The organism is Citricoccus alkalitolerans, assembly GCF_039528175.1.
GTDB lineage: Bacteria > Actinomycetota > Actinomycetes > Actinomycetales > Micrococcaceae > Citricoccus > Citricoccus alkalitolerans.
Window position 1 is genome coordinate 1,469,344 of record NZ_BAAALH010000002.1, and the last position, 20,232, is coordinate 1,489,575.

Annotated in this window: 25 protein-coding genes; 21 read left to right on the plus strand and 4 right to left on the minus strand. The window is 65.3% G+C overall.

Going from position 1 to position 20,232, the window contains the following annotated elements:
• The first annotated feature begins 345 nt into the window (after positions 1–345).
• The 18 genes from rplN (at position 346) to rplQ (ending at position 11,913) form a co-directional block, all read left to right on the plus strand.
• Positions 346–714, plus strand: coding sequence for a 50S ribosomal protein L14 (gene rplN / locus ABD134_RS12575; protein WP_115931886.1), 369 nt, complete (start codon positions 346–348; stop codon positions 712–714).
• Positions 715–717: 3 nt separating this feature from the next.
• Complete coding sequence (rplX, locus tag ABD134_RS12580) at positions 718–1,059, plus strand: 50S ribosomal protein L24 (protein WP_344229940.1); 342 nt, start codon at positions 718–720, stop codon at positions 1,057–1,059.
• On the plus strand, positions 1,059–1,670 hold the full coding sequence (gene rplE, locus ABD134_RS12585) for a 50S ribosomal protein L5 (RefSeq protein WP_344229942.1): 612 nt from the start codon (positions 1,059–1,061) through the stop codon (positions 1,668–1,670). The genes rplX and rplE overlap by 1 nt, the downstream gene beginning before the upstream one ends.
• 70 nt (positions 1,671–1,740) lie before the next feature.
• Positions 1,741–2,139 carry a 30S ribosomal protein S8 gene (rpsH, locus tag ABD134_RS12590; RefSeq protein WP_115931883.1) on the plus strand — a complete coding sequence of 133 codons (399 nt, stop codon included), beginning with the start codon at positions 1,741–1,743 and terminating at the stop codon, positions 2,137–2,139.
• 30 nt (positions 2,140–2,169) lie between these two features.
• Entirely contained in the window at positions 2,170–2,703 is a 534-nt protein-coding gene (gene rplF / locus ABD134_RS12595) for a 50S ribosomal protein L6 (protein WP_344229944.1), read from the plus strand.
• Entirely contained in the window at positions 2,703–3,077 is a 375-nt protein-coding gene (gene rplR / locus ABD134_RS12600; RefSeq protein WP_344229946.1) for a 50S ribosomal protein L18, read from the plus strand. Before rplF ends, rplR begins: the two co-directional genes overlap by 1 nt.
• Complete coding sequence (gene rpsE, locus ABD134_RS12605; protein ID WP_344229948.1) at positions 3,074–3,886, plus strand: 30S ribosomal protein S5; 813 nt, start codon at positions 3,074–3,076, stop codon at positions 3,884–3,886. The genes rplR and rpsE overlap by 4 nt, the downstream gene beginning before the upstream one ends.
• A complete protein-coding gene (gene rpmD, locus ABD134_RS12610; RefSeq protein ID WP_344229949.1) occupies positions 3,879–4,106 on the plus strand; it encodes a 50S ribosomal protein L30 in 228 nt (75 codons plus the stop codon). Before rpsE ends, rpmD begins: the two co-directional genes overlap by 8 nt.
• Entirely contained in the window at positions 4,099–4,581 is a 483-nt protein-coding gene (gene rplO, locus ABD134_RS12615; RefSeq protein WP_115931878.1) for a 50S ribosomal protein L15, read from the plus strand. Before rpmD ends, rplO begins: the two co-directional genes overlap by 8 nt.
• 225 nt (positions 4,582–4,806) lie before the next feature.
• Positions 4,807–6,114 carry a preprotein translocase subunit SecY gene (gene secY / locus ABD134_RS12620; protein ID WP_344229951.1) on the plus strand — a complete coding sequence of 436 codons (1,308 nt, stop codon included), beginning with the start codon at positions 4,807–4,809 and terminating at the stop codon, positions 6,112–6,114.
• Positions 6,115–6,280: 166 nt separating this feature from the next.
• The gene (locus tag ABD134_RS12625; RefSeq protein WP_115931876.1) at positions 6,281–6,916 is read left to right on the plus strand and encodes an adenylate kinase; all 636 of its coding nucleotides are present in this window, start codon (positions 6,281–6,283) and stop codon (positions 6,914–6,916) included.
• Positions 6,917–7,036: 120 nt separating this feature from the next.
• Positions 7,037–7,876, plus strand: coding sequence for a type I methionyl aminopeptidase (gene map, locus ABD134_RS12630; RefSeq protein ID WP_344229953.1), 840 nt, complete (start codon positions 7,037–7,039; stop codon positions 7,874–7,876).
• Between the two features lie 612 nt (positions 7,877–8,488).
• Complete coding sequence (infA, locus tag ABD134_RS12635; RefSeq protein ID WP_115933332.1) at positions 8,489–8,710, plus strand: translation initiation factor IF-1; 222 nt, start codon at positions 8,489–8,491, stop codon at positions 8,708–8,710.
• 40 nt (positions 8,711–8,750) lie between these two features.
• Positions 8,751–8,864 (plus strand): 50S ribosomal protein L36, encoded by a 114-nt coding sequence (rpmJ, locus tag ABD134_RS12640; protein WP_010145295.1) that lies wholly within the window; start codon positions 8,751–8,753, stop codon positions 8,862–8,864.
• A gap of 328 nt (positions 8,865–9,192) precedes the next feature.
• Entirely contained in the window at positions 9,193–9,561 is a 369-nt protein-coding gene (rpsM, locus tag ABD134_RS12645; RefSeq protein WP_115931873.1) for a 30S ribosomal protein S13, read from the plus strand.
• A gap of 112 nt (positions 9,562–9,673) precedes the next feature.
• Positions 9,674–10,078 carry a 30S ribosomal protein S11 gene (gene rpsK / locus ABD134_RS12650; RefSeq protein WP_115931872.1) on the plus strand — a complete coding sequence of 135 codons (405 nt, stop codon included), beginning with the start codon at positions 9,674–9,676 and terminating at the stop codon, positions 10,076–10,078.
• A 144-nt stretch (positions 10,079–10,222) separates the two neighbouring features.
• Positions 10,223–11,218, plus strand: coding sequence for a DNA-directed RNA polymerase subunit alpha (locus tag ABD134_RS12655; RefSeq protein ID WP_159552306.1), 996 nt, complete (start codon positions 10,223–10,225; stop codon positions 11,216–11,218).
• 119 nt (positions 11,219–11,337) lie between these two features.
• Positions 11,338–11,913, plus strand: a complete 576-nt coding sequence (gene rplQ, locus ABD134_RS12660; protein ID WP_344229958.1) for a 50S ribosomal protein L17 — start codon at positions 11,338–11,340, stop codon at positions 11,911–11,913.
• A 370-nt stretch (positions 11,914–12,283) separates the two neighbouring features.
• Here the strand turns inward: rplQ and ABD134_RS12665 are convergent, their stop codons facing one another.
• The gene (locus ABD134_RS12665) at positions 12,284–13,150 is read right to left on the minus strand and encodes a CPBP family intramembrane glutamic endopeptidase (RefSeq protein ID WP_344229959.1); all 867 of its coding nucleotides are present in this window, start codon (positions 13,148–13,150) and stop codon (positions 12,284–12,286) included.
• 27 nt (positions 13,151–13,177) lie between these two features.
• Between ABD134_RS12665 and truA the strand changes: the two genes are divergently transcribed.
• A complete protein-coding gene (gene truA, locus ABD134_RS12670; protein ID WP_378108181.1) occupies positions 13,178–14,068 on the plus strand; it encodes a tRNA pseudouridine(38-40) synthase TruA in 891 nt (296 codons plus the stop codon).
• Between the two features lie 22 nt (positions 14,069–14,090).
• Here truA and ABD134_RS12675 read toward each other — a convergent pair whose 3' ends face one another.
• Entirely contained in the window at positions 14,091–15,872 is a 1,782-nt protein-coding gene (locus tag ABD134_RS12675; protein ID WP_344229963.1) for an HNH endonuclease signature motif containing protein, read from the minus strand.
• 906 nt (positions 15,873–16,778) lie between these two features.
• Between ABD134_RS12675 and rplM the strand changes: the two genes are divergently transcribed.
• Complete coding sequence (gene rplM / locus ABD134_RS12680; RefSeq protein WP_115931866.1) at positions 16,779–17,222, plus strand: 50S ribosomal protein L13; 444 nt, start codon at positions 16,779–16,781, stop codon at positions 17,220–17,222.
• 35 nt (positions 17,223–17,257) lie between these two features.
• Entirely contained in the window at positions 17,258–17,755 is a 498-nt protein-coding gene (gene rpsI / locus ABD134_RS12685) for a 30S ribosomal protein S9 (protein ID WP_313817047.1), read from the plus strand.
• Positions 17,756–18,058: 303 nt separating this feature from the next.
• Here rpsI and ABD134_RS12690 read toward each other — a convergent pair whose 3' ends face one another.
• Positions 18,059–19,171: a peptidoglycan recognition protein family protein gene (locus tag ABD134_RS12690; protein ID WP_344229968.1), complete on the minus strand. Its 1,113-nt coding sequence runs from the start codon at positions 19,169–19,171 to the stop codon at positions 18,059–18,061.
• A 286-nt stretch (positions 19,172–19,457) separates the two neighbouring features.
• Complete coding sequence (locus ABD134_RS12695) at positions 19,458–20,198, minus strand: hypothetical protein (RefSeq protein ID WP_344229969.1); 741 nt, start codon at positions 20,196–20,198, stop codon at positions 19,458–19,460.
• Positions 20,199–20,232: the final 34 nt, after the last annotated feature.

A 20,232-nucleotide genomic window follows, 5' to 3' on the forward strand; every position in this document is an offset into this window, starting at 1 on the left:
GGCCGGCGTCGTGCTTTGTGCTGGTGGTTGGTCCAGCACAGAAGGTCAATTAGCCTGCTGGGTCTCCCGTGGGCTAAGATAGACCATCTGTGCGCCCTTGTTGGCGGGACTATCCACCCCGCGCGCCAAGGGTTTCGCAAAACTTCTCGATCAGCCGCCTCGGCCTTGCCCTGCGGATGGACGGTTGTTGCAGCGCTGGTTCCCGTCTGACAGGGGAAGCGGAAGGCTCTGCAGCCGGCCCATACGCCACTGGGGCAGGGGTAAGTGGCCCGGGAACATCAAATATCCGTTCCGCAAGGCTCGCCCGGCTTCGGGGGAGAACCAGCGCGACGACAGGAGTAACGAGTGATTCAGCAGGAATCGCGGCTTAAGATCGCCGACAACACTGGTGCCAAGGAAATCTTGACCATCCGTGTTCTCGGTGGATCCGGACGCCGCTATGCAGGTATCGGCGACACCATCGTCGCCACCGTGAAGGACGCCATCCCGGGCGGCAACGTCAAGAAGGGCGACGTCGTCAAGGCAGTCATCGTTCGGACCAAGAAGGAACGCCGTCGTCCCGATGGCTCCTACATCAAGTTCGACGAGAACGCCGCCGTCATCCTCAAGACCGATGGCGAGCCACGAGGCACTCGCATCTTCGGCCCCGTGGGCCGCGAGCTGCGTGACAAGAAGTTCATGAAGATCGTGTCGCTGGCACCGGAGGTGATCTGACACATGTCGAAGATCAAGAAGGACGACCTCGTCCAGATCATCGCCGGCAAGGACAAGGGCAAGCAGGGCAAGGTCCTGCGCGTCTTCCCGTCCCGTGACCGCGTGCTGGTGGAAGGCGTCAACCGCGTCACCAAGCACCTGCGTGCCGGCCAGAACAACAACGGTTCCACCGAAGGCGGCCTGCAGGTCGTTGAGGCCCCCGTTCACGTCTCGAACGTGGCCGTCGTGGATCCCGAGACCCAGAAGCCAACCCGCGTGGGTTACCGCTTCGAGACCGTGGAGAAGAACGGCGAGTCCAAGACCATCAAGGTCCGCTTCGCCAAGGCCTCCGGAAAGGAGCTGTGATGACTGAGGTGCAGACTGCAGACACCACCGCCCCGCAGGTGGCCCCTCGCCTGAAGAACAAGTACCGCGAAGAGATTCGCGGCACCCTTCAGGAGGAGTTCGCCTACGCCAACCTCATGCAGATCCCCGGCCTCGTGAAGGTCGTCGTGAACATGGGTGTCGGCGAGGCAGCCAAGGACTCGAAGATCATCGACGGCGCCATCCGCGACCTGACCCAGATCACGGGCCAGAAGCCGCAGGTGACCAAGGCCCGCAAGTCCATCGCGCAGTTCAAGCTGCGTGAAGGCATGCCGATCGGCACCCACGTGACCCTGCGTGGCGACCGCATGTGGGAGTTCCTGGACCGCCTGGTCACCTTTGCGCTGCCGCGTATCCGTGACTTCCGCGGCCTGTCGCCGAAGCAGTTCGACGGCAACGGCAACTACACGTTCGGTCTGGCCGAACAGTCGGTCTTCCACGAGATCGACCAGGACAAGATCGACCGCGTGCGCGGCATGGACATCACTGTGGTGACCACCGCCAAGACGGACGACGAGGGACGCGCGCTGCTCAAGGCGCTCGGCTTCCCGTTCCAGCCGTTCGACAAGCCCACGAAGTCCACTCAGAAGTAATTATCTACGTTGCAGGTCCCACCGGTGTACCGGGAAGGGAAACCGCAACGAGGAAGGGCATGAAGCCCACATGACCATGACAGATCCTGTCGCAGACATGCTGACGCGTCTGCGCAACGCCAACTCGGCCTTCCACGACTCCGTGGAAATGCCGTCGTCCAAGCTGAAGATTCGCGTGGCCGACATTCTCAAGTCCGAGGGCTACATCGCTGACTACAAGGAAGAGGACGCCCAGGTGGGCAAGCGGCTCGTCATCGAGCTGAAGTTCGGTCCTCAGCGAGAGCGGGCCATTGCCGGCCTGCGCCGCATCTCCAAGCCCGGTCTGCGCGTGTACGCCAAGTCCACCAACCTGCCGCACGTGCTGGGCGGCCTGGGTATCGCCATCCTGTCCACCTCCTCCGGTCTGCTCACCGACCGCCAGGCTGCCAAGAAGGGCGTAGGTGGGGAAATCCTCGCTTACGTCTGGTAACGGCTAAGACGGAAGAAAGGTAGAACAGACATGTCACGTATTGGACGTCTTCCGATTACCGTGCCGTCCGGCGTCGAGATCAAGATCGACGGATCGAACGTTGCCGTGAAGGGCCCCAAGGGCGAGCTGAGCCACGCTGTGGCCAGCCCGATCGAGATCTCGTTCGAGGAGGGCACCATCACGGTGACCCGCCCGAACGACGAGCGCGAATCGCGTTCCCTGCACGGCCTGACCCGGACCCTGATCTCGAACATGATCGTCGGTGTGACCGACGGTTACGAGAAGCAGCTCGAGGTCATCGGCACCGGTTACCGCGTGCTCGCCAAGGGCTCGGACCTCGAGTTCGCCCTCGGCTACTCGCACCCCGTTCCCGTCAAGGCCCCGGAGGGAATCTCCTTCAAGGTCGAGGGCAACAAGGTGACCGTGGTCGGCATCGACAAGCAGCGCGTCGGCGAGACCGCTGCGAACATCCGCAAGCTGCGCCGTCCTGACCCGTACAAGGGCAAGGGTGTGCGTTACGCAGGCGAGGTTATTCGCCGCAAGGCCGGAAAGGCAGGTAAGTAATGTCCACGCTGAAAGTGAAGGGCAAGGGGAAGTTCGTCTCCCGCACCCGCCGCCACTTGCGCGTTCGCAAGCGGATCTCCGGCACTGCCATCCGTCCCCGTCTGGTGGTCAACCGCTCTGCACGTCACATCTTCGTGCAGGTCGTGGACGACACCCGCGGTGTCACCCTGGCCTCGGCGTCCACCATGGAAGCCGATCTGCGCGCCCTCGAGGGCGACAAGTCCGCCAAGGCGAAGAAGGTCGGTGAGCTGGTGGCCGAGCGTACCAAGGCCGCCGGCATTGAGGCCGTGGTCTTCGACCGCGGCGGCAACAAGTACCACGGTCGTGTGGCCGCCGTCGCTGACGGTGCCCGGGAAGGTGGGCTGCAGCTGTGAGCGAGTCGAACACCGAGAGCAACAAGAAGGACACTCAGGTGACCGAAAACACCGAGAACACTGCCGTTGGTGGCGCGTCTGAGACCGCTGCCGGTTCGGCCAGCCAGTCCACTGAAGGCCAGGGCAACCGTGGCGGCCGTGGTGGCAACGACCGCGGCCGCGGCAACGACCGTGGCGGCAACGCCGGCGGGAACGACCGTGGTGGCCGTGGCGGACGCCGCGACGACCGTGGTGGTGGCCGTGGCGGTCGCGACGACGACAAGGACAAGTTCCTGGAGCGCGTCGTGGCCATCAACCGTGTGTCCAAGGTCGTCAAGGGTGGTCGTCGGTTCTCCTTCACCGCCCTGGTGATCGTGGGCGACGGCGACGGCCTGGTGGGCGTCGGCTACGGCAAGGCCAAGGAAGTTCCGGCCGCGATCGCCAAGGGCGTTGAAGAGGCCAAGAAGTCCTTCTTCCGCGTTCCGCGCGTCGGCTCCACCATCCCGCACCTCGTGCAGGGTGAGGACGCCGCCGGTGTGGTGCTCCTGCGTCCGGCTTCCCCGGGTACCGGCGTGATCGCCGGCGGTCCGGTCCGCGCCGTGCTGGAGTGCGCAGGTATTCATGACGTGCTGTCGAAGTCGATGGGGTCCGCCAACGTGATCAACATCGTGCGCGGCACCGTGGATGCCCTCAAGCAGCTGGAGGAGCCCCAGTCCGTGGCTGCCCGTCGTGGCAAGACCCTGGACGAGGTCGCTCCTCACGCGATGCTCCGCACCATGGAGCAGGATCGCGCGAAGAAGAGCGAGAAGGCAGGTGCCGCCAATGGCTAATTTCAGCACGCGTAAGAACGTCGCCGTGAGCGATGCCACGCTGGAAATCACCCAGATCAAGTCCGCCATCGGCGGTAAGCAGAACCAGCGCGACACCCTGCGGTCCCTCGGCCTCAAGCGGATCGGCCACACGGTCAACCGCAAGGCTGATGAGGTCACCGTGGGCATGGTCAACACCGTGCCGCACCTGGTGAAGGTTGAGGAGGTCAACCATGGCTGATGAACGCTCAGTTGACAGCACTGTCGAAGGCCCGAACGCGATCAAGGTCCACGACCTGCGTCCGGCCCCCGGCTCCAAGAAGGCCAAGACCCGCGTGGGTCGTGGCGAGGCGTCCAAGGGCAAGACCGCTGGTCGCGGCACCAAGGGCACCAAGGCGCGCTACCAGGTGAAGGCCGGCTTCGAAGGCGGCCAGGTGCCGCTGCAGATGCGTCTGCCGAAGCTGCGTGGCTTCAAGAACCCGTTCAAGGTCGAATTCCAGGTCGTGAACCTGGACAAGCTGTCGGAGCACTTCCCGGCCGGCGGCGACGTGACTGTGGACGATCTGATCGCCAAGGGCCTGGTCCGCAAGAACCAGCCGGTGAAGGTCCTCGGGACCGGCGAGATCACCGTTGCCGTGAACGTGAAGGCCAACGCCTTCTCGTCCTCCGCGGCGGAGAAGATCTCCGCAGCCGGTGGGTCCACCGAGACCCTCTGAACTGGCTTAGTCCGGTTCTGGGAGAGCTGAATGTAGCCTCTCGTTAATCGAGAGTTGGCCCCCGGGCCGCCATCCGCGTGCGCTTTGCGTGGATAGCGGCACGGGGGCCTTCTTCTTTCCGTTAGACTCTGTCAGTGGTTCCGGCAACGGTTCTGCCGAAGGCAACCCTTCGCCAGTGCTACTTTCCGCGTCCAACCACAGCACCATCCAACTCCAGGAGGACGCTTGTTCAGCGCGATTGCCCGGGTATTCCGGACGCCCGACCTGAGGCGAAAGATCTGGTTCACCCTAGGGATCGTCGTCATCTACCGGATCGGGGCCTTCGTCCCTGCCCCCGGTGTTGACTACGGGACCGTGCAGGTCTGCCTGGACCAGGGCAACACCACGGGCGGCCTGTACTCGTTCGTGAACATGTTCTCCGGCGGCGCGATGCTGCAGGTCTCCGTCTTCGCCCTCGGCATCATGCCCTACATCACGGCGGCCATCATCGTGCAGCTGCTGCGAGTGGTCATTCCCCGCTTCGAGGAGCTGCAGAAGGAAGGCGCCCAGGGTCAGTCCAAGCTGACCCAGTACACGCGCTACCTCACCGTGGCCCTGGCACTGCTGAACGCCACCACGATCGTCTCGCTGGCACGCACCGGCGCGCTGCTCGGTTGCAACCTGCCGATCGTGCCGGATGACAGCCTCCCCGTGATCCTGCTGATGATCCTCACACTGACCTCGGGCACCGTCCTGATCATGTGGCTCGGCGAACTCATCACCGAACGGGGCGTCGGCAACGGCATGTCTCTGCTGATCTTCCTGTCCATCGCCGCCGGATTCCCGGCTGGTCTGGGCCAGATCTGGTCCACGCAGGGCTGGCGCGTGTTCGGCATCGTGATGATCGTCGGCCTGCTGACCATCATGGCCGTGGTGTTCGTGGAAGAGTCCCAGCGCCGCGTCCCCGTGCAGTACGCCAAGCGCCAGATCGGCCGCCGCACCGTGGGCGGGACGTCCACGTACATCCCGATCAAGGTGAACATGGCGGGTGTGATCCCCGTGATCTTCGCGTCCTCGATCATGATGCTCCCGGGCATCCTCATCCAGTTCAACACCCCGCAGGATGGCACCACGCCGCCGCAGTGGGTCATCTTCCTCTCCGAGTACTTCGGCACCGGCTCGCACCCGGTCTACATGATCCTGTTCTTCCTGTTGACGATCGGCTTCACGTACTTCTACGTGACGATCACGTTCAACCCGGTTGAGATCAGCGACAACATGAAGAAATACGGCGGCTTCATCCCCGGCGTCCGTGCGGGCCGCCCGACCGAGAAGTACCTCGAGTACGTCATCAGCAGGATCACCTTCCCGGGTGCGATGTACCTTGGTGTCCTGGCGATGATCCCGATGATCGCCTTCGTGCTGATCAACGCCGACCAGAACTTCCCGTTCGGCGGCATCTCCATTCTCATCATGGTTGGCGTTGCGCTGCAGACCATCAAGCAGATCAATGCGCAGATGGAGCAGCACAACTACGAGGGTCTGCTGCGGTAGCGGTCCTCGACCCCGGTGGGCGCGCCCGGACCCCGCGTTGGAACCGGGAGATGCCACGCGTGGTCACCCCCATAGACGTAACCCGTAGACATAACCCCGTAGACGTAACCCCCAGACGTACTCCTGAAAACCGAATATTCACGCTGATCGACAGTAAGGAATACCTATGACCCGCATGCTGATGATGGGCCCCCCGGGGTCCGGCAAGGGCACCCAGGCTTCCCGTATTGCGGACAAGCTCGGCATCGTGGCCATTTCCACGGGCGACATCTTCCGGTACAACGTCAAGGAAATGACGGAGCTCGGCAAGGAAGCCAAGAAGTACATGGACAATGGCGACTTCGTCCCGGACGAGGTCACCAACCGCATGGTCGCCGACCGCATCCGCCAGTCCGACGCCGAGCACGGCTTCCTGCTGGACGGCTACCCGCGTACTGCCGGGCAGGTGGAGGCCCTCGACGGCTTCCTGACGGAGGACGGGCAGGCACTGACTGTCGTCATCGAGCTGACCGTTCCGGACGAGGAGCTCGTGGCGCGGCTGCTGAACCGTGCAGAGACCGATGGCCGCGCTGACGACACCGCCGAGGTCATCCAGCACCGCCTGGATCTCTACCATGAGCAGACCCAGGCCGTGATCGAGTCCTATGTGTCCCGCGGCATCGTGGCCCGCGTGGACGGCACCGGCCAGATCGACGACATCACGGAGCGCCTGCTACAGGCCGTGTACTCCGTCCGGGAGCGCACCGGCAACCTTCCCGTGGTCCAGCCGATCGGTCAGGGTGACGGCGAGAACCCCGAGTAATCCAGAGCTCGAACGGCTCAGAGACCGAGCAGTCCAGAATCTGAGCAGTTCATAGACCGAGTAGTCCAGAACCCGGATAATTCAGAACCCGCGCAACGAAGGATCAGAGAAGCCGCTGTGATGAGCCGCCGCCAGGTCGAACTGAAGTCCGTCCCTCAGATGCAGACCATGCATCGTGCCGGACTGGTCCTTCACCGCGCCCTGGACGCGGCCGTCGCGGCGGCTGTCCCGGGAACGACGACGGCCGCCGTCGATGCCGTGTTCGCCGCGGTTGTCGAGGAGGCCGGCGCCACGCCGAACTTCCTGGGCTACTACGGCTTCCCGGCCACCATCTGCGCCTCGGTGAACGAGGAAGTGGTGCACGGGATCCCGGGGGAGCGGGTCCTCCAGGCGGGGGACGTGCTGAAGATCGACGGTGGCTGCATTATCGACGGCTGGCACTCGGACTCAGCCCGCACCGTGATTCTCGGCTCCTCGGGAGCTGGCACGGCCGACCCCGAGGACGAGCGACTATCCGAGATCACGCGCCAGGCCCTGTGGCACGGCATCGCCGCTTTCGCCACGGCCAAGTACATCGGTGACATCGGAGACGCCATCGATGATTTCGTCTCCTCGCAGGAGGGTGCTCCGCTGGGCATCCTCCAGGACTACGTGGGTCACGGCATCGGCACGTCCATGCACCAGGCCCCTGACGTGCTGAACTACCGGTCCCGACACCGTGGCCTCAAGGTCAAGCCGGGGCTGTGTCTGGCGATCGAGCCCATGCTCGTGCGCGGGGGGCTGGCCACTGATGTTCTCGCCGACGACTGGACCGTGGTCACCCGCGACGGAGCCCGGGCCAGCCAGTGGGAGCACTCGGTCGCGCGGCATCGCGGCGGTATCTGGGTGCTCACCATGCCCGACGGTGGTGCAGCCGATCTCGCCCCGCTCGGCGTAGTGCCTGTTCCCATCGGCGAGTAGACCACAGCATTAGGGCAGAGCCCTAGAGCACAGCCGCAGAGCCCTAGAGCACAGCCGCAGAGGGCACCGGCACCGCTCGCGGCCTGGAGGCCGGCTGGGTTGACGGGCGTGGCTGGGAGGCCGGAAGAACGGCTGGGTGACGGGCGCCGCTGGGAGGCCGGCCGGCGTCGTGCATTGTGGTCTAGCCGGCGAGTGGCTGAACAACTTGCTGAACCACTTGCTGAACCACTTGCCGAAGGACTTGTTGATTCGCGCGAGTTCCGTCCTCAGCCTGAGGGGGAGGCGATATCACTCCTCCTTTCCCGGGGCGCTACCCCTCCTTTTCCAAGGCGCTACCCCTTTCCCCAAGGGCGGTCAACTCTGACGCGGGTGAATTTCACTTCTGTGCTCGAAGCAAGTAGTATTGCTTGCTGGTTGTCTCTGCGGTGCGCCGTGTCCTGGGGAGTTCCTTCGGAATTCCCGAGGTACCCCTGGAATGCGCCCTGGTGGTCAGCCGGAAACATCCCCGCCTGATTTCATCCGTCCAACGGACGTGGGGTATTCGAGTCGCCTGCGACCCGGATGCACCGCCCGCGCCGACGCCTGGAGTCTGGCACAACGTAAGTGGAGGACATGGCTAAGAAGGAAGGTGTCATCGAGGTTGAGGGCACGGTCAACGAAGCATTGCCGAATGCAATGTTCCGCGTCCGTTTGCAGAACGACCATGTCGTTCTAGCCACGATCTCGGGAAAGATGCGTCAGCACTACATCCGAATCCTCCCCGAGGACCGGGTCGTCGTGGAACTTAGCCCATACGACCTCAATCGGGGTCGTATCGTGTACCGCTACAAGTAAACCCATCCACCACTAAACAGCAAGCGCTGGAGGAGGAACCATGAAGGTTCAGCCGAGCGTGAAGCGGATCTGTGACAAGTGCCAGGTGGTGCGCCGTAAGGGCCGCGTCCTGGTGATCTGCGAGAACCCACGCCACAAGCAGCGCCAGGGCTGACCTCGTCTTTCGACGGGATCATCTACGCGCAGCACCCTCAGGTCGACCGGAGCACAACCGGATGACCAGGTCCAACCGGACCAAACAGCAGCACAGCCGGAATCCGCGGATTCCTGTCTGAGTCCCCCCGGGGTCCAGCAGGGGCCGAGGTGGACGGCAACCCCTGGACGCAAGGGCCGGGGACCCGAACCGCGGTAACGCCGGTCGGCGGAATGAAACTCCGGAACTTCGCCGGAACCGTCACCCAGGCACCGCAGGGAAGAGATTCCCAGGGGAGGGGACGTGCTGGTGCAGACCTTTGCTTCAGAAGAACAAGGAGGACGGCCATATGGCACGTCTAGCAGGCGTCGACATCCCGCGCGAGAAGCGCGTCGTCATCGCTCTCACGTACATCTTCGGTGTGGGCCAGACCCGCTCCGAGCAGGCCATCGAGGCGACGGGCATCGACCCGAACACTCGCGTCAAGGACCTGGCAGACGAACAGCTGGTTGCACTGCGCGACTACATCGAGGCCAACTTCAAGGTGGAGGGTGACCTGCGCCGCGAGGTGGCAGCCGACATCCGCCGCAAGGTCGAGATCGGCTCCTACCAGGGCATCCGCCACCGCCGCGGCATGCCCGTCCACGGCCAGCGCACGAAGACCAACGCCCGTACCCGCAAGGGCCCGAAGAAGACTGTCGCCGGCAAGAAGAAGTAGTCACCCGGAACGGGACGGCCCCCGCGCCGCAATCCCGGTTCACGGTTGGCTCCAGCTTCTCCCCAGCAAGACAGTCACTTCCGCACAACACCAGCTTTCGTAGGAGAGACACATGCCCCCCAAGACACGTGCTGCGGTCACCCGCAAGCCTCGTCGCAAGGACAAGAAGAACATCACCGTGGGCCAGGCCCACATCAAGAGCACCTTCAACAACACCATCGTGTCCATCACGGACACCACCGGTGCTGTCATCTCGTGGGCCTCGGCCGGCGATGTGGGCTTCAAGGGCTCCCGCAAGTCCACCCCCTATGCCGCACAGATGGCTGCCGAGAAGGCTGCCAAGGCCGCTCAGGAGCATGGACTGCGCAAGGTTGACGTCTTCGTGAAGGGTCCCGGCTCCGGCCGCGAGACCGCGATCCGCTCGCTCCAGGCCGCTGGCCTCGAGGTCGGCTCCATCTCGGACGTCACCCCTTCTGCCCACAACGGTTGCCGCCCGGCCAAGCGCCGCCGCGTCTGACCTCGTACCGAGCGCACGCCCCTCGGCTGGTTCCGGGCCCTTCCGGCCAGCCGGGGCGTGCGCATCGGTGCACTCCCGCCCACCCCATTCGTTTCCACCCATCGTGTGCGTCATATGGCGGACGCTCGCCGAAAGGAAATGTCAGTGCTCATTGCACAGCGCCCCACGCTGACTGAAGAAGTCGTTGCCGACAACCGCTCCCGATTCATCATCGAACCGCTGGAGCCCGGTTTCGGCTACACCCTCGGAAACTCCCTTCGCCGGACCCTGTTGTCCTCCATCCCGGGCGCTGCTGTCACCAGCATCCGCGTGGATGGGGTGCTCCATGAGTTCAGCACCGTTGCCGGTGTGAAGGAAGACGTCACCGAGGTCATCCTAAACATCAAGAAACTCTCGGTCTCCTCCGAGCACGATGAGCCCGTGGTCGCCTACCTGCGCAAGCAGGGTCCCGGCGTTGTCACCGCTGCGGACATCACGTCCCCGGCCGGTGTCGAGGTCCACAACCCGGACCTGCACATTGCCACCCTGAACGGCAAGGGCAAGTTCGACATGGAGCTCATCGTCGAGCGTGGCCGCGGCTACGTCACGGCAGCTCAGAACAAGACCGGTGACGCGGAGATCGGCCGGATCCCGGTTGACTCCATCTACTCGCCGGTCCTGAAGGTCACCTTCAAGGTCGAGGCCACCCGCGTGGAGCAGCGCACCGACTTCGATCGCCTCATCCTCGACGTCGAGACCAAGGAGTCCATGCTTCCGCGTGACGCCGTGGCCTCTGCCGGCACGACTCTCGTAGAGCTCTTCGGGCTGGCCCGCGAGCTGAACCTGGAAGCCGAAGGCATCGAGATCGGTCCGAGCCCGACGGACACCACGGTGGCCGCCGATATGGCACTGCCGATCGAGGACCTGGAAATGACCGTGCGCTCCTACAACTGCCTGAAGCGCGAGGGCATCCACACCGTTGGCGAGCTCGTTGCTCGCTCGGAGGCCGATCTCATGGACATCCGGAACTTCGGTGCCAAGTCCATTGACGAGGTCAAGGAAAAGCTGACCGAACTGGGTCTGTCCCTGAAGGACTCCCCGGCTGGCTATGACCCCTCGCTGCACTCCCAGGAGTCCGAGGAGTCCTACGGCGAGTACTGAGCCGTGAACCGGGATCGGGCTCCGGCCCGGTCTTGAGTCAGTCTCTTCACTCGCTGTACCACCACCAATAGTGTCCTGATGGCCGGTAGCCGTCAGGGTCCATCTGAGGAGAAACACCAATGCCTACCCCCACAAAGGGACCGCGCCTGGGCGGCGGCCCTGCCCACGAGCGGCTCATGCTGGCCAACCTGTCGGCCAACCTGTTCGAGCACAAGAAGATCACCACCACGGTGACCAAGGCCAAGCGCCTGCGTCCCTTCGCCGAGCGTCTGATCACCTTCGCCAAGAAGGGTGATCTGGCTTCGCGTCGCAAGGTGCAGGGCATCATCTCGGCCAAGAACCGCACCAACAAGACCATCGTGCACGAGTTGTTCACGGTGATCGGCCCGGCCATGGCCGAGCGCGAGGGTGGCTACACCCGGATCACCAAGATCGGCAACCGTCACGGCGACAACGCCCCGATGGCAGTCATCGAGCTCGTCATGGAGCCGGTGTCCCCGAAGCAGGCCGTGGTCAAGGAGGCCGAGAAGGCCGCCGAGACCGCTGCTCCGGCGGAGGCCCCCGAGGCCGAAGTTGCCGAGACCGAGGCCGCTGAGGCTGCTGAAGCTCCGGCCGCCGAGGCAGCTGAGGCTCCGGCTGCTGAAGCAGAGGCCGCTGAGGCTCCTGCCGCAGAGGAGAAGACCGAAGAGAAGTGATCTTCTCGGTCTGAACCGGCTGTCTGCAGAGGATTCGCCAGACACTAACCGAACGACCCGTTCCGACGCACAACACGTGCGGAGGTGCGGGTCGTTTGGTTTAACGGTCGCGACTTCGGGGCGTGGGCGGCGCCAGTAGGGCTTTCTGGTTGGGGTAGGGCTTGCTCCAGGCAGGCAGGCAGGCAGGCAGGCAGGCAGGCAGGCAGGCAGACAGACAGGCGGACAGGCAGGGGGCCAGGGGGCCAGGGGGACAGGCAGGCAGGCGAGGACAGGCTGAGACGAATCAATACGCGCCCGTGCAAGGCAGCGCAGGTCAAGTCAATTCGTGACAGCGCAGCGCAGGCCGATACGCGTCAGAGGGCGAGGCGCGTCAGATGAGCCCGGACGTCAGCAGGAAGATGGCGCCGCCGTGTGCCACAGTCGCCCCGAGGACGCCGTGGCGCATCGCGATGCCGGCACAGACGAGCCCTTCGAAGAGGGTGAAGGCGAGCAGCGGCCACCCCATGCCGGTGATGTTGTAGGCGAGGAACAGGTGTCCGGCGGCAAAGATCAGTGCCGAGAGCAGCGCTGCTCGCCAGCGGCCGGACCGCCCTGGCAGGTGATCCTCCAGATGGGCCTGGAGGAAGCCACGGAACAGGACCTCCTCCACGAGGTTTCCGCATAGGGCGAAGACGGCCAGGAGGACCATCACACCGGCGGCCACCGTCCCGCCGCGCTGCTCAACCGGGATTACGGGACGGTCGACGGGTGTGCCGTCCAGGATGGGGAGCAACTCGACCAGGGTGCCGTGGAGGTACAGGAAGGGCAGCGCGATCACCACGACGCCCACGAGGCCCACGAGTGCTGAGTTCCACCATCGTGGCCCCGTCCACAGCACGATCCACCGGAGGTCCCGGCAGGCGAAGACGATCGCTGCTGCGAGTGCCAAGGATGCCGCGGTCATCACCAGGAGGGCGACGGGGTCGTCAGTAAAGCGCAACCACAGGATGGGCAGGTCGAAAGAGTCGGCTGCCGTCGAGGTGCCGGGTGGACCCACCAAGCTGGACGGATCCACCATGCCGAACGTCCACAGGCCGCGGGGACTCATAGCGTCGCGGACGAAGATGAACCCCAGGACCAGCATGAGGATTCGCACACCGTGCGCCTGCCGCGGTAGCAGGACCACGATGATGCCGATCAGCAGCACACCGGGCAGCACGGTCAACAGATAGGCCACCCACGGCTCAAGGTTCTCCATTCTGTCCATTCTGGCCCGGGATTTAGAATGATCCCCATGCCCACGCCGTCTGATCCCGCCCTTGTCCGTGTCCGGATGGACTTGGCCTATGACGGCACCGACTACAAGGGATGGGCCACCCAACCTGGACTGCCGACCGTCCAGGGAGCCCTCGAGGATGGGCTGGCCATGATCATCCGCCGCCCCGTTCGTACCGTGGTCGCTGGGCGCACAGATGCCGGAGTGCACGCTCATGGTCAGGTCGTGCACTTTGACCTGACCGAGGTCGAATGGAACGCGGTGACACGGAATCCGGACGAGGCCGGACCGGCGCCGACCTTGGCGCGGCGTCTCAGTGGCGCTCTGAGCCGCGAAAGGGGTGCGCTGGTGGTGACTGGAGCATCCTTGGCGCCCGAGGGCTTTGACGCCCGGTTCTCGGCGTTGTGGCGCTCGTACCGATACGCCATTAGCGACTCCGCCGAGACGCGGGACCCGCTGAACCGCAGATCCACGTACTGGCACAAGGAACCGTTGAATGCCGAACTGATGGACGCCGAAGCGAAAGCCGTCCTCGGTCTCCACGACTTCTTGACATTCTGCAAGCCACGGGAGGGTGCCACGACCATCCGTGAACTGCAGGACTTCGGTTTCATCCGCGACGGGCAATCCGGACTGATCACTGCCCACCTGCAGGCCGACGCGTTCTGTCACAACATGGTCCGTGCACTCGTGGCGGCCGTCGTTCAGGTGGGCGAGGGGCGCCGTCCCGCCGGCTGGGTCAGTGAACGTCTGGAGGCCATGGTCCGTGACTCGCAGACGCGGCTCGCACCGCCGCACGCCTTGGTCCTTGAGCACGTCGAATACCCCGACGTCGGCTCTGATCCCCGTGCTTTGGCCTCGCGCGCCGCTGGGACACGGGCGCGTCGAACGGTGGTGTGACTGCTGCCCATGATCCATGGGGCTACCTCCGCCAGAACCGATTGCGCTGTGGTTGTCGACGTGGATCCAGATAGGGGGCCGGTATGAACCACGGCCGGCCGGAGTCCATATCGATGTCCCATGCGCCGGCGTGGACGGCGTGATGATGGTGGTTGCAGAGTAGGACCCCGTTGTCGACTGAGGTGGGTCCGCCGTGTTCCCAGTGTTCGACATGATGCACGTCGCACCACGGCGCGGGAATCCAACAACCGGGCGCGGCGCATCCTCCATCGCGGGCAGCGATCGCCTGCCGGAGTCGGGCGGGGAAGAGGCGCCGCGCTCGGCCGACGTCGAGCACCTCTCCGCTCGATCCGAGAACCACCGGAAGGATGTCCGCATCACAGGCCATGGCCCGGATCGTGGTGGGGTGGATCGGACCGGTGAAGGTTGCTGAGGACTCGAACCGGAGGAGGTCTTCGGCGGTGACCGTGCCGGCCTTCTCCAGATCGCCCAGCAATGTGTGGAAGTCGATCAGGACCGAGACCTGAGGGCGGATACCACCCGTCGAGGGCAGTTGATCCGTTTCGATCATCGCCAGGCCGCCGGCGATGCACGCCATCAGCCCGTCGAGTTGTTTCTGCTGGGTTGAGCGCGGGTCGACGGCGGTGACCGCCGTCGAGGAACCGTCCCCTTCGGAATGAACCTCTGCCGTCAACAGGTGGTCCACATGCTCGCTCCCGGTGGCGCCACCTTCGGCACCCTCCATCGACTGGCCGCGGTAGGACGCCCGGGGATTGGTGGCGGCGTTCGCCACCGTCAGCAGATACTCGTTCTGTTCATCATTGACCGCGAGCAACCACTGGTGCAGTCCATTGCGTTGACCCTTGCGGATCAGACCCTGCAGCTGGGGCAGCGTGGCATCGTTCGGCTCGGAGCCGTCGGGATCCACGACCGCCTCGACCCACTTCAGCCAGTGGGCCGCGACTTTGCGCAGCGTACCCGGGTCCACGGACTCGGCCTGCGCCACTAGGCGCTCCTCGCCGTCATCTAGGAGGTCGAAGACTGCCTGTGGATCGGCCTCCACGCGACGAGCCATCTGCCGCACGTTGTCCAAGGCCGTGGTGATGATATCCACGGCGGCACGGTCCAATTTCCCCTCGTGGACGGCGGCGGACAACCGGGGGAGGGCGGGAGGCAGGGGCTCACCGGACAGAGCGCGGGTCGGCCGCAGAGTGGCCGCCCAGCGCGTCCGGCGCCGAGCTTCGGTGCCGTCGATCCGCAGTGCGATCTTGAGGTAGTCGGTAGCATCGCGGAAGGCAGTCTTCCCTTGAGGAAGTCCGAGAAGTCGACGACGTTCTGGTGGATTGTCGAACACCTCCACCGTGTGACCCGTCAAGGTCATCTGGGCCGTCGCGACAGAGCGCCCAACGGTCTCCAGAACCTGGTGCAGCACCGGGAGGGTGACGACGGCGGGTTGAGCGGTGGCTTCCCCGGGCGGGGCAAGGGTCGACTCAAGGAAAGTGGCAGAGTCCAGCCCTGGTATCGCGTCATAATCCGGCTCGTCGGGAACGGAGGACAGCATTGCTCCCCAGTCCCTACTGCCGCTGTCGTCCGGGACAGTCATGGCGTTCAACTCGCGCAAGGCATCGGGGCCGGACAATCGACGCACCATGGCTCGGGTGGCCTCCTGCAACAAGGCCGTCAGGTGACCGAGCGGGAGCTCGCCCAGAGAAGGGAGCGGGGCGGTCCCTGAGCCATGTTCGTCCACATTCTTGTGCTCGCCCTGGCGCTCAAGTCCGTCTGGGGACTCATATTCATCAGTCACACCTGCCCTCCTTTCCCCTACTGGCTTTCCCGTACCTGTTCGCTACCGCCGACGGAGGTGACTTCTGCTGTTTCCCCGCTTGCCGTATGGGAACAGATGTTCGAATAGATCCATTCGATCACACCCTTCTGGAGCCGAAAAGGGCTTCTGGAAATCTGTGGATGACACGCCGTGATCAGTTTTCTGTGGAGTAGCGCGTTGGGTTGGAGGCGTGTGTCAGGGGGTGACGCGTTGGGGTGGAGGGTTGCGGGAGGGGAGGGAGTGGTGCGGCCGAGTGGCAGCATGCGGGGCGCCTGACGCTCGGCCCTGTGGGGCTTCCATCCCGTGGCTCACCTGCCCCTCGGCTCTCCTTCGGTATCTTCGCCTCCCTCCGCCCCGCTGTTCTTCTGCACCCGTCGTCCTGGGGGTCTCCTTCCCCCTTGGGCTCCCGCCTTCACTCGCCGGTCACCCCCTCCTTCCTCCTCGCCCGCCACTCTCCTCCCACTCTCCTCCCGCGCTCGCCCCGCGCTCCCCCCCACCTTCCTCCCACCCTCCTCCCGCGCTCATTCGGTCCTCCTCCCGCCATTCCCGCGCGCCCCCGTCCTCGTGCCGCCGTCGATCCGCGCTCATTCCACGCTCCTTTCGCCCCGCATTCCCTTGATTTCCAGCTGCTTTGCCCCGACTGCGTGGACACGGTAGTATTGACCTTCGTTGTGCGTGTCCTTTCCCGGATTCGCTGTACCCTCGGGTGGCCTGGTTGCATGGTCGCGATAGCCCAGGGCACCGCCGGGAAGCTTTCGGACCCGGCCTCACTCCAGTCCTCACCTGGCGTACCGGCTGCGCACCGATGAACTCAGTGACTGGCCCCCGGACTCACCGCCGCGGGCCGGAAATCTGTAACCGACACCGAACACGAAGGCAAACAACGTGCGTACGTACACCCCGAAGCCCGGCGATGCCGACCGCCAGTGGCACGTCATTGACGCCACTGATGTCGTGCTGGGTCGTCTTGCCAGCCAGACCGCAACACTGCTGCGCGGAAAGCACAAGCCGACCTTCGCCCCCCACATGGACATGGGCGATTTCGTCATCATCATCAACGCCGAGAAGGTGGCCCTGACCGGCGCCAAGCTCGAGAAGAAGCGCGCCTACCGCCACTCCGGTTTCCCGGGTGGTCTCTCCTCTGTCTCCTACGCGGAGCTGCTGGAGAAGAACCCGGTGCGCGCTGTGGAGAAGGCCGTGCGCGGCATGCTCCCGAAGAACTCCCTCGCTGCTGAGCAGCTTCACAAGCTCAAGGTGTACCGCGGTGCCGAGCACCCCCACACCGCGCAGCAGCCCAAGACGTACGAAATCGGCCAGGTCGCCCAGTAACGGGTCAGCACCACCACAATCTTTCAAGGAGAACCATGACTCTCAATGAGAATGAGTCCACCGAGGAAGTGGAGCTGACCAGCTACACCTCCGAGTCCACCAATGCCCCCGAGGCTGTTGCTGTCGCTGAGCGCCCCGCGCTGACCGTCGGCGGCGGCGCAGTGGGTCGTCGCAAGCAGGCCATCGCCCGCGTGCGCCTCGTCCCGGGCTCCGGCGCCTGGACCATCAACGGCCGCAGCCTCGAGAACTACTTCCCGAACAAGCTGCACCAGCAGGAAGTCAACGACCCGTTCAAGCTCCTCGAGCTCGAGGGTGCCTACGACGTCATCGTGCGCATCACCGGCGGTGGCCCCTCCGGCCAGTCCGGTGCCGTGCGTCTCGGTGTCGCCCGCGCTCTGAACGAGATCGACCGCGAGAACAACCGCGCCGCTCTCAAGAAGGCCGGCTTCCTGACCCGTGACGCCCGCGTCGTCGAGCGCAAGAAGGCCGGCCTCAAGAAGGCCCGCAAGGCCTCGCAGTTCTCGAAGCGCTGATCTTCACTCTGCCCCTGGTGGGCGGGACCGCTTCGGCTGCCTCGCCCAGCATGCAGTAGCGCAGGAGAAATCCCGCGCACGACGCCGGCCGGTCACCCGGCGCGCGTCGGCCCACGGAACCCCGTGGTCCCCTTCCCTTTGTGGAACCGGGACCGCGGGGTTTTGTATTGCCCGCAAGAAGTCTGATGCGGAGGGGAGGCCCGCAGCCAGCGCAGGGCCCGCTGGCAGTAGGAGGCCTGCTGGCCGTAGAAGGCTCGCTGCCGTAGGTAGCCCGCGGCCAGCGAGATCCCGCCGCGCGACTGACTACTTCGCGTGCTTCAGAGCGGCCCACGTCTCGGTGCCGGCGACGCCGTCCACGGTCAGCCCACGGGCCTTCTGGTAGGCGGAGACGGCGGCCTCAGTCTGATCCCCGAAGAAGCCGTCGGTGGCCAGGTCGACGCCGCTGGAGGCCTTCAGGCCCCGCTGCAGGTACTCGACCTCGGTCCCCGCGCTCCCGGAGCTCACCGTGGAGCCGGCGGCGTGATGCGTCGCGAGGGCGCCCCAGGTACGTGGGCCGGCGATGCCATCCACGCCCGTGCCGAGCGAGGACTGGTACTCGCGCAGGGCCTTCTCGGTCGCCGGACCGAACACACCGTCGGCAACGCCGGGATCGTGGCCGATGACGTCGAGGGTGACCTGGACCCGGCGCACGGCATCTCCCTCGTCACCGAGGCGCACGGTGGGGTAGTCGCCGGAGGCGCCCGAGCCGCCGTCGACCCCGTTGACCAGCGCCGAGGTCACCTCGTCACGCAAGGCGGAGAGCTTGCCGTAGAAGGCATCCCCGCAACACAGCGTCTGGGCGCCGGGCACGTCCCGGTGCGCGATGATCCGGTCCACGTGGAGCCCGTACCGCTGGCAGATGAAGGCGCTGAGGTGCACGAGGGAGCTCCACTGCGTGTCCGTGGGGACATCGTCCGTGTACATCCCGTCGACCTCGATTCCCACCGACTGGTCATTGAACCCGTAGGCATGGGCGCCCTCGATGAATCGGGTCCCGTCCACCAGAGCGTCGAGCGAGCCGTGCCGGCCCTCGAGCATCTGGCCGCCGCGGGCGATGGTGAACTGCTGGCCGGTGTCCGCCCAGCCATTGGTCATGTGGTTCCGCTGGATCAGCCGAGCCACCTCCTCGGCGGCGGCAACGGAGAAGTCGTTCGAGTTCACGTGCGTGGTGTGGTGGATGACCAGGTGCGTCGGCCGGCGCGTGAGGATCGGAAGCGACCCCTGGGCGGCCGAGGCGCCCCAGTCGCTCGTGGAGATGATGTCCGGCTGGCTCACGGTGGCGGCGAACGCAGGGGTGCTGGAGGCGGAGACCGCGGTCCCGAACGCGATGGCGCCACCCAGGGCAGCGGTGCCCTGCAGCAGCCGTCGTCGGGACAAGCGGGCCGACCGTGAGGGCGCGGAGGCGGCAGCAGTCGCGGTTGCAGTTGAGGGTGTGGATGCGGACGCAGGTGCAGGCGTGGGGACGGGCGCGATGATGTGGTCTGTCACGTCAGGCTCCATTCAGGACGGCTCGCCTTCTCGCGGGGGACTGCTGGGGAAGCACGCGAGGGACGGACCGCTGGTGGTGGTCGACTTGAGACGGTGACCCCACCGTACGCACGTGACCAGCGTCAATGCCGGTAGAAACGCCGGGGATCCGGCGACGCCGCCCTGGTCCCGCCCGTCATCGGCCCGGCCCCGTGCCCGTATTGACCTGCCCTGCCCGCCCCGAGAGCAGGTGTCGGAAAGTCTCGGGAGCCTCGAGGATCCAAGTGCCCGCTCCGGCTCGGCCCACCAGCAAGCCGAGCCAGATGACCATTGGCGCCACCACGGCAACGACTACTGGCGCCGACCAGTCGGACACCTCCACGTCGGCGACGTGCAGCAGACATGCCACTGCCACGATGAACACCGTGTGGGACAGATAGACCTCCAGGGTGTGCCGCCCCACGTGGACCAGCGGCGCCAGCACGACGCCGGCCACCAGCCATCGCGCCCGGCCCGCCCGACGTCGGGATGGGGGAGCAGAGCGGTCCCGGGAACCGAACAGCGCTGCGCCGATGAAGAGCACGAAGTACTGGGGGAAGCCATAGAGCCCGGTGCCGAGCGAGTCGCGCTGGTCGGGGCCGATGGCCGGCTGCACCACGCCAGACCAGAGGACCGAGACACCCACGGCGGCACCCAGCACCAGCCACGGCGGCAGTCGCCAAACCAGCCGTCCCAGGGAGAAGAACACGATCAGGGCCCACAGGAACCAGAGTTCGGCGTTCGGTCTCAGCGGGCTGAGTACCAGGAACAGCACCTGGCTGCGGAGGTTTCCATCGGTCACCTCGGGCAGAACGGCCCCGCCGACCACCCGATAGCCGAGGACAGTGACCGGCCAGAGAAGGAAGGCCCACAACAGCACCCGGCCTGATGCAGCCACAGCGTCGTGTGCAGGACGACCACCAGGACGATCG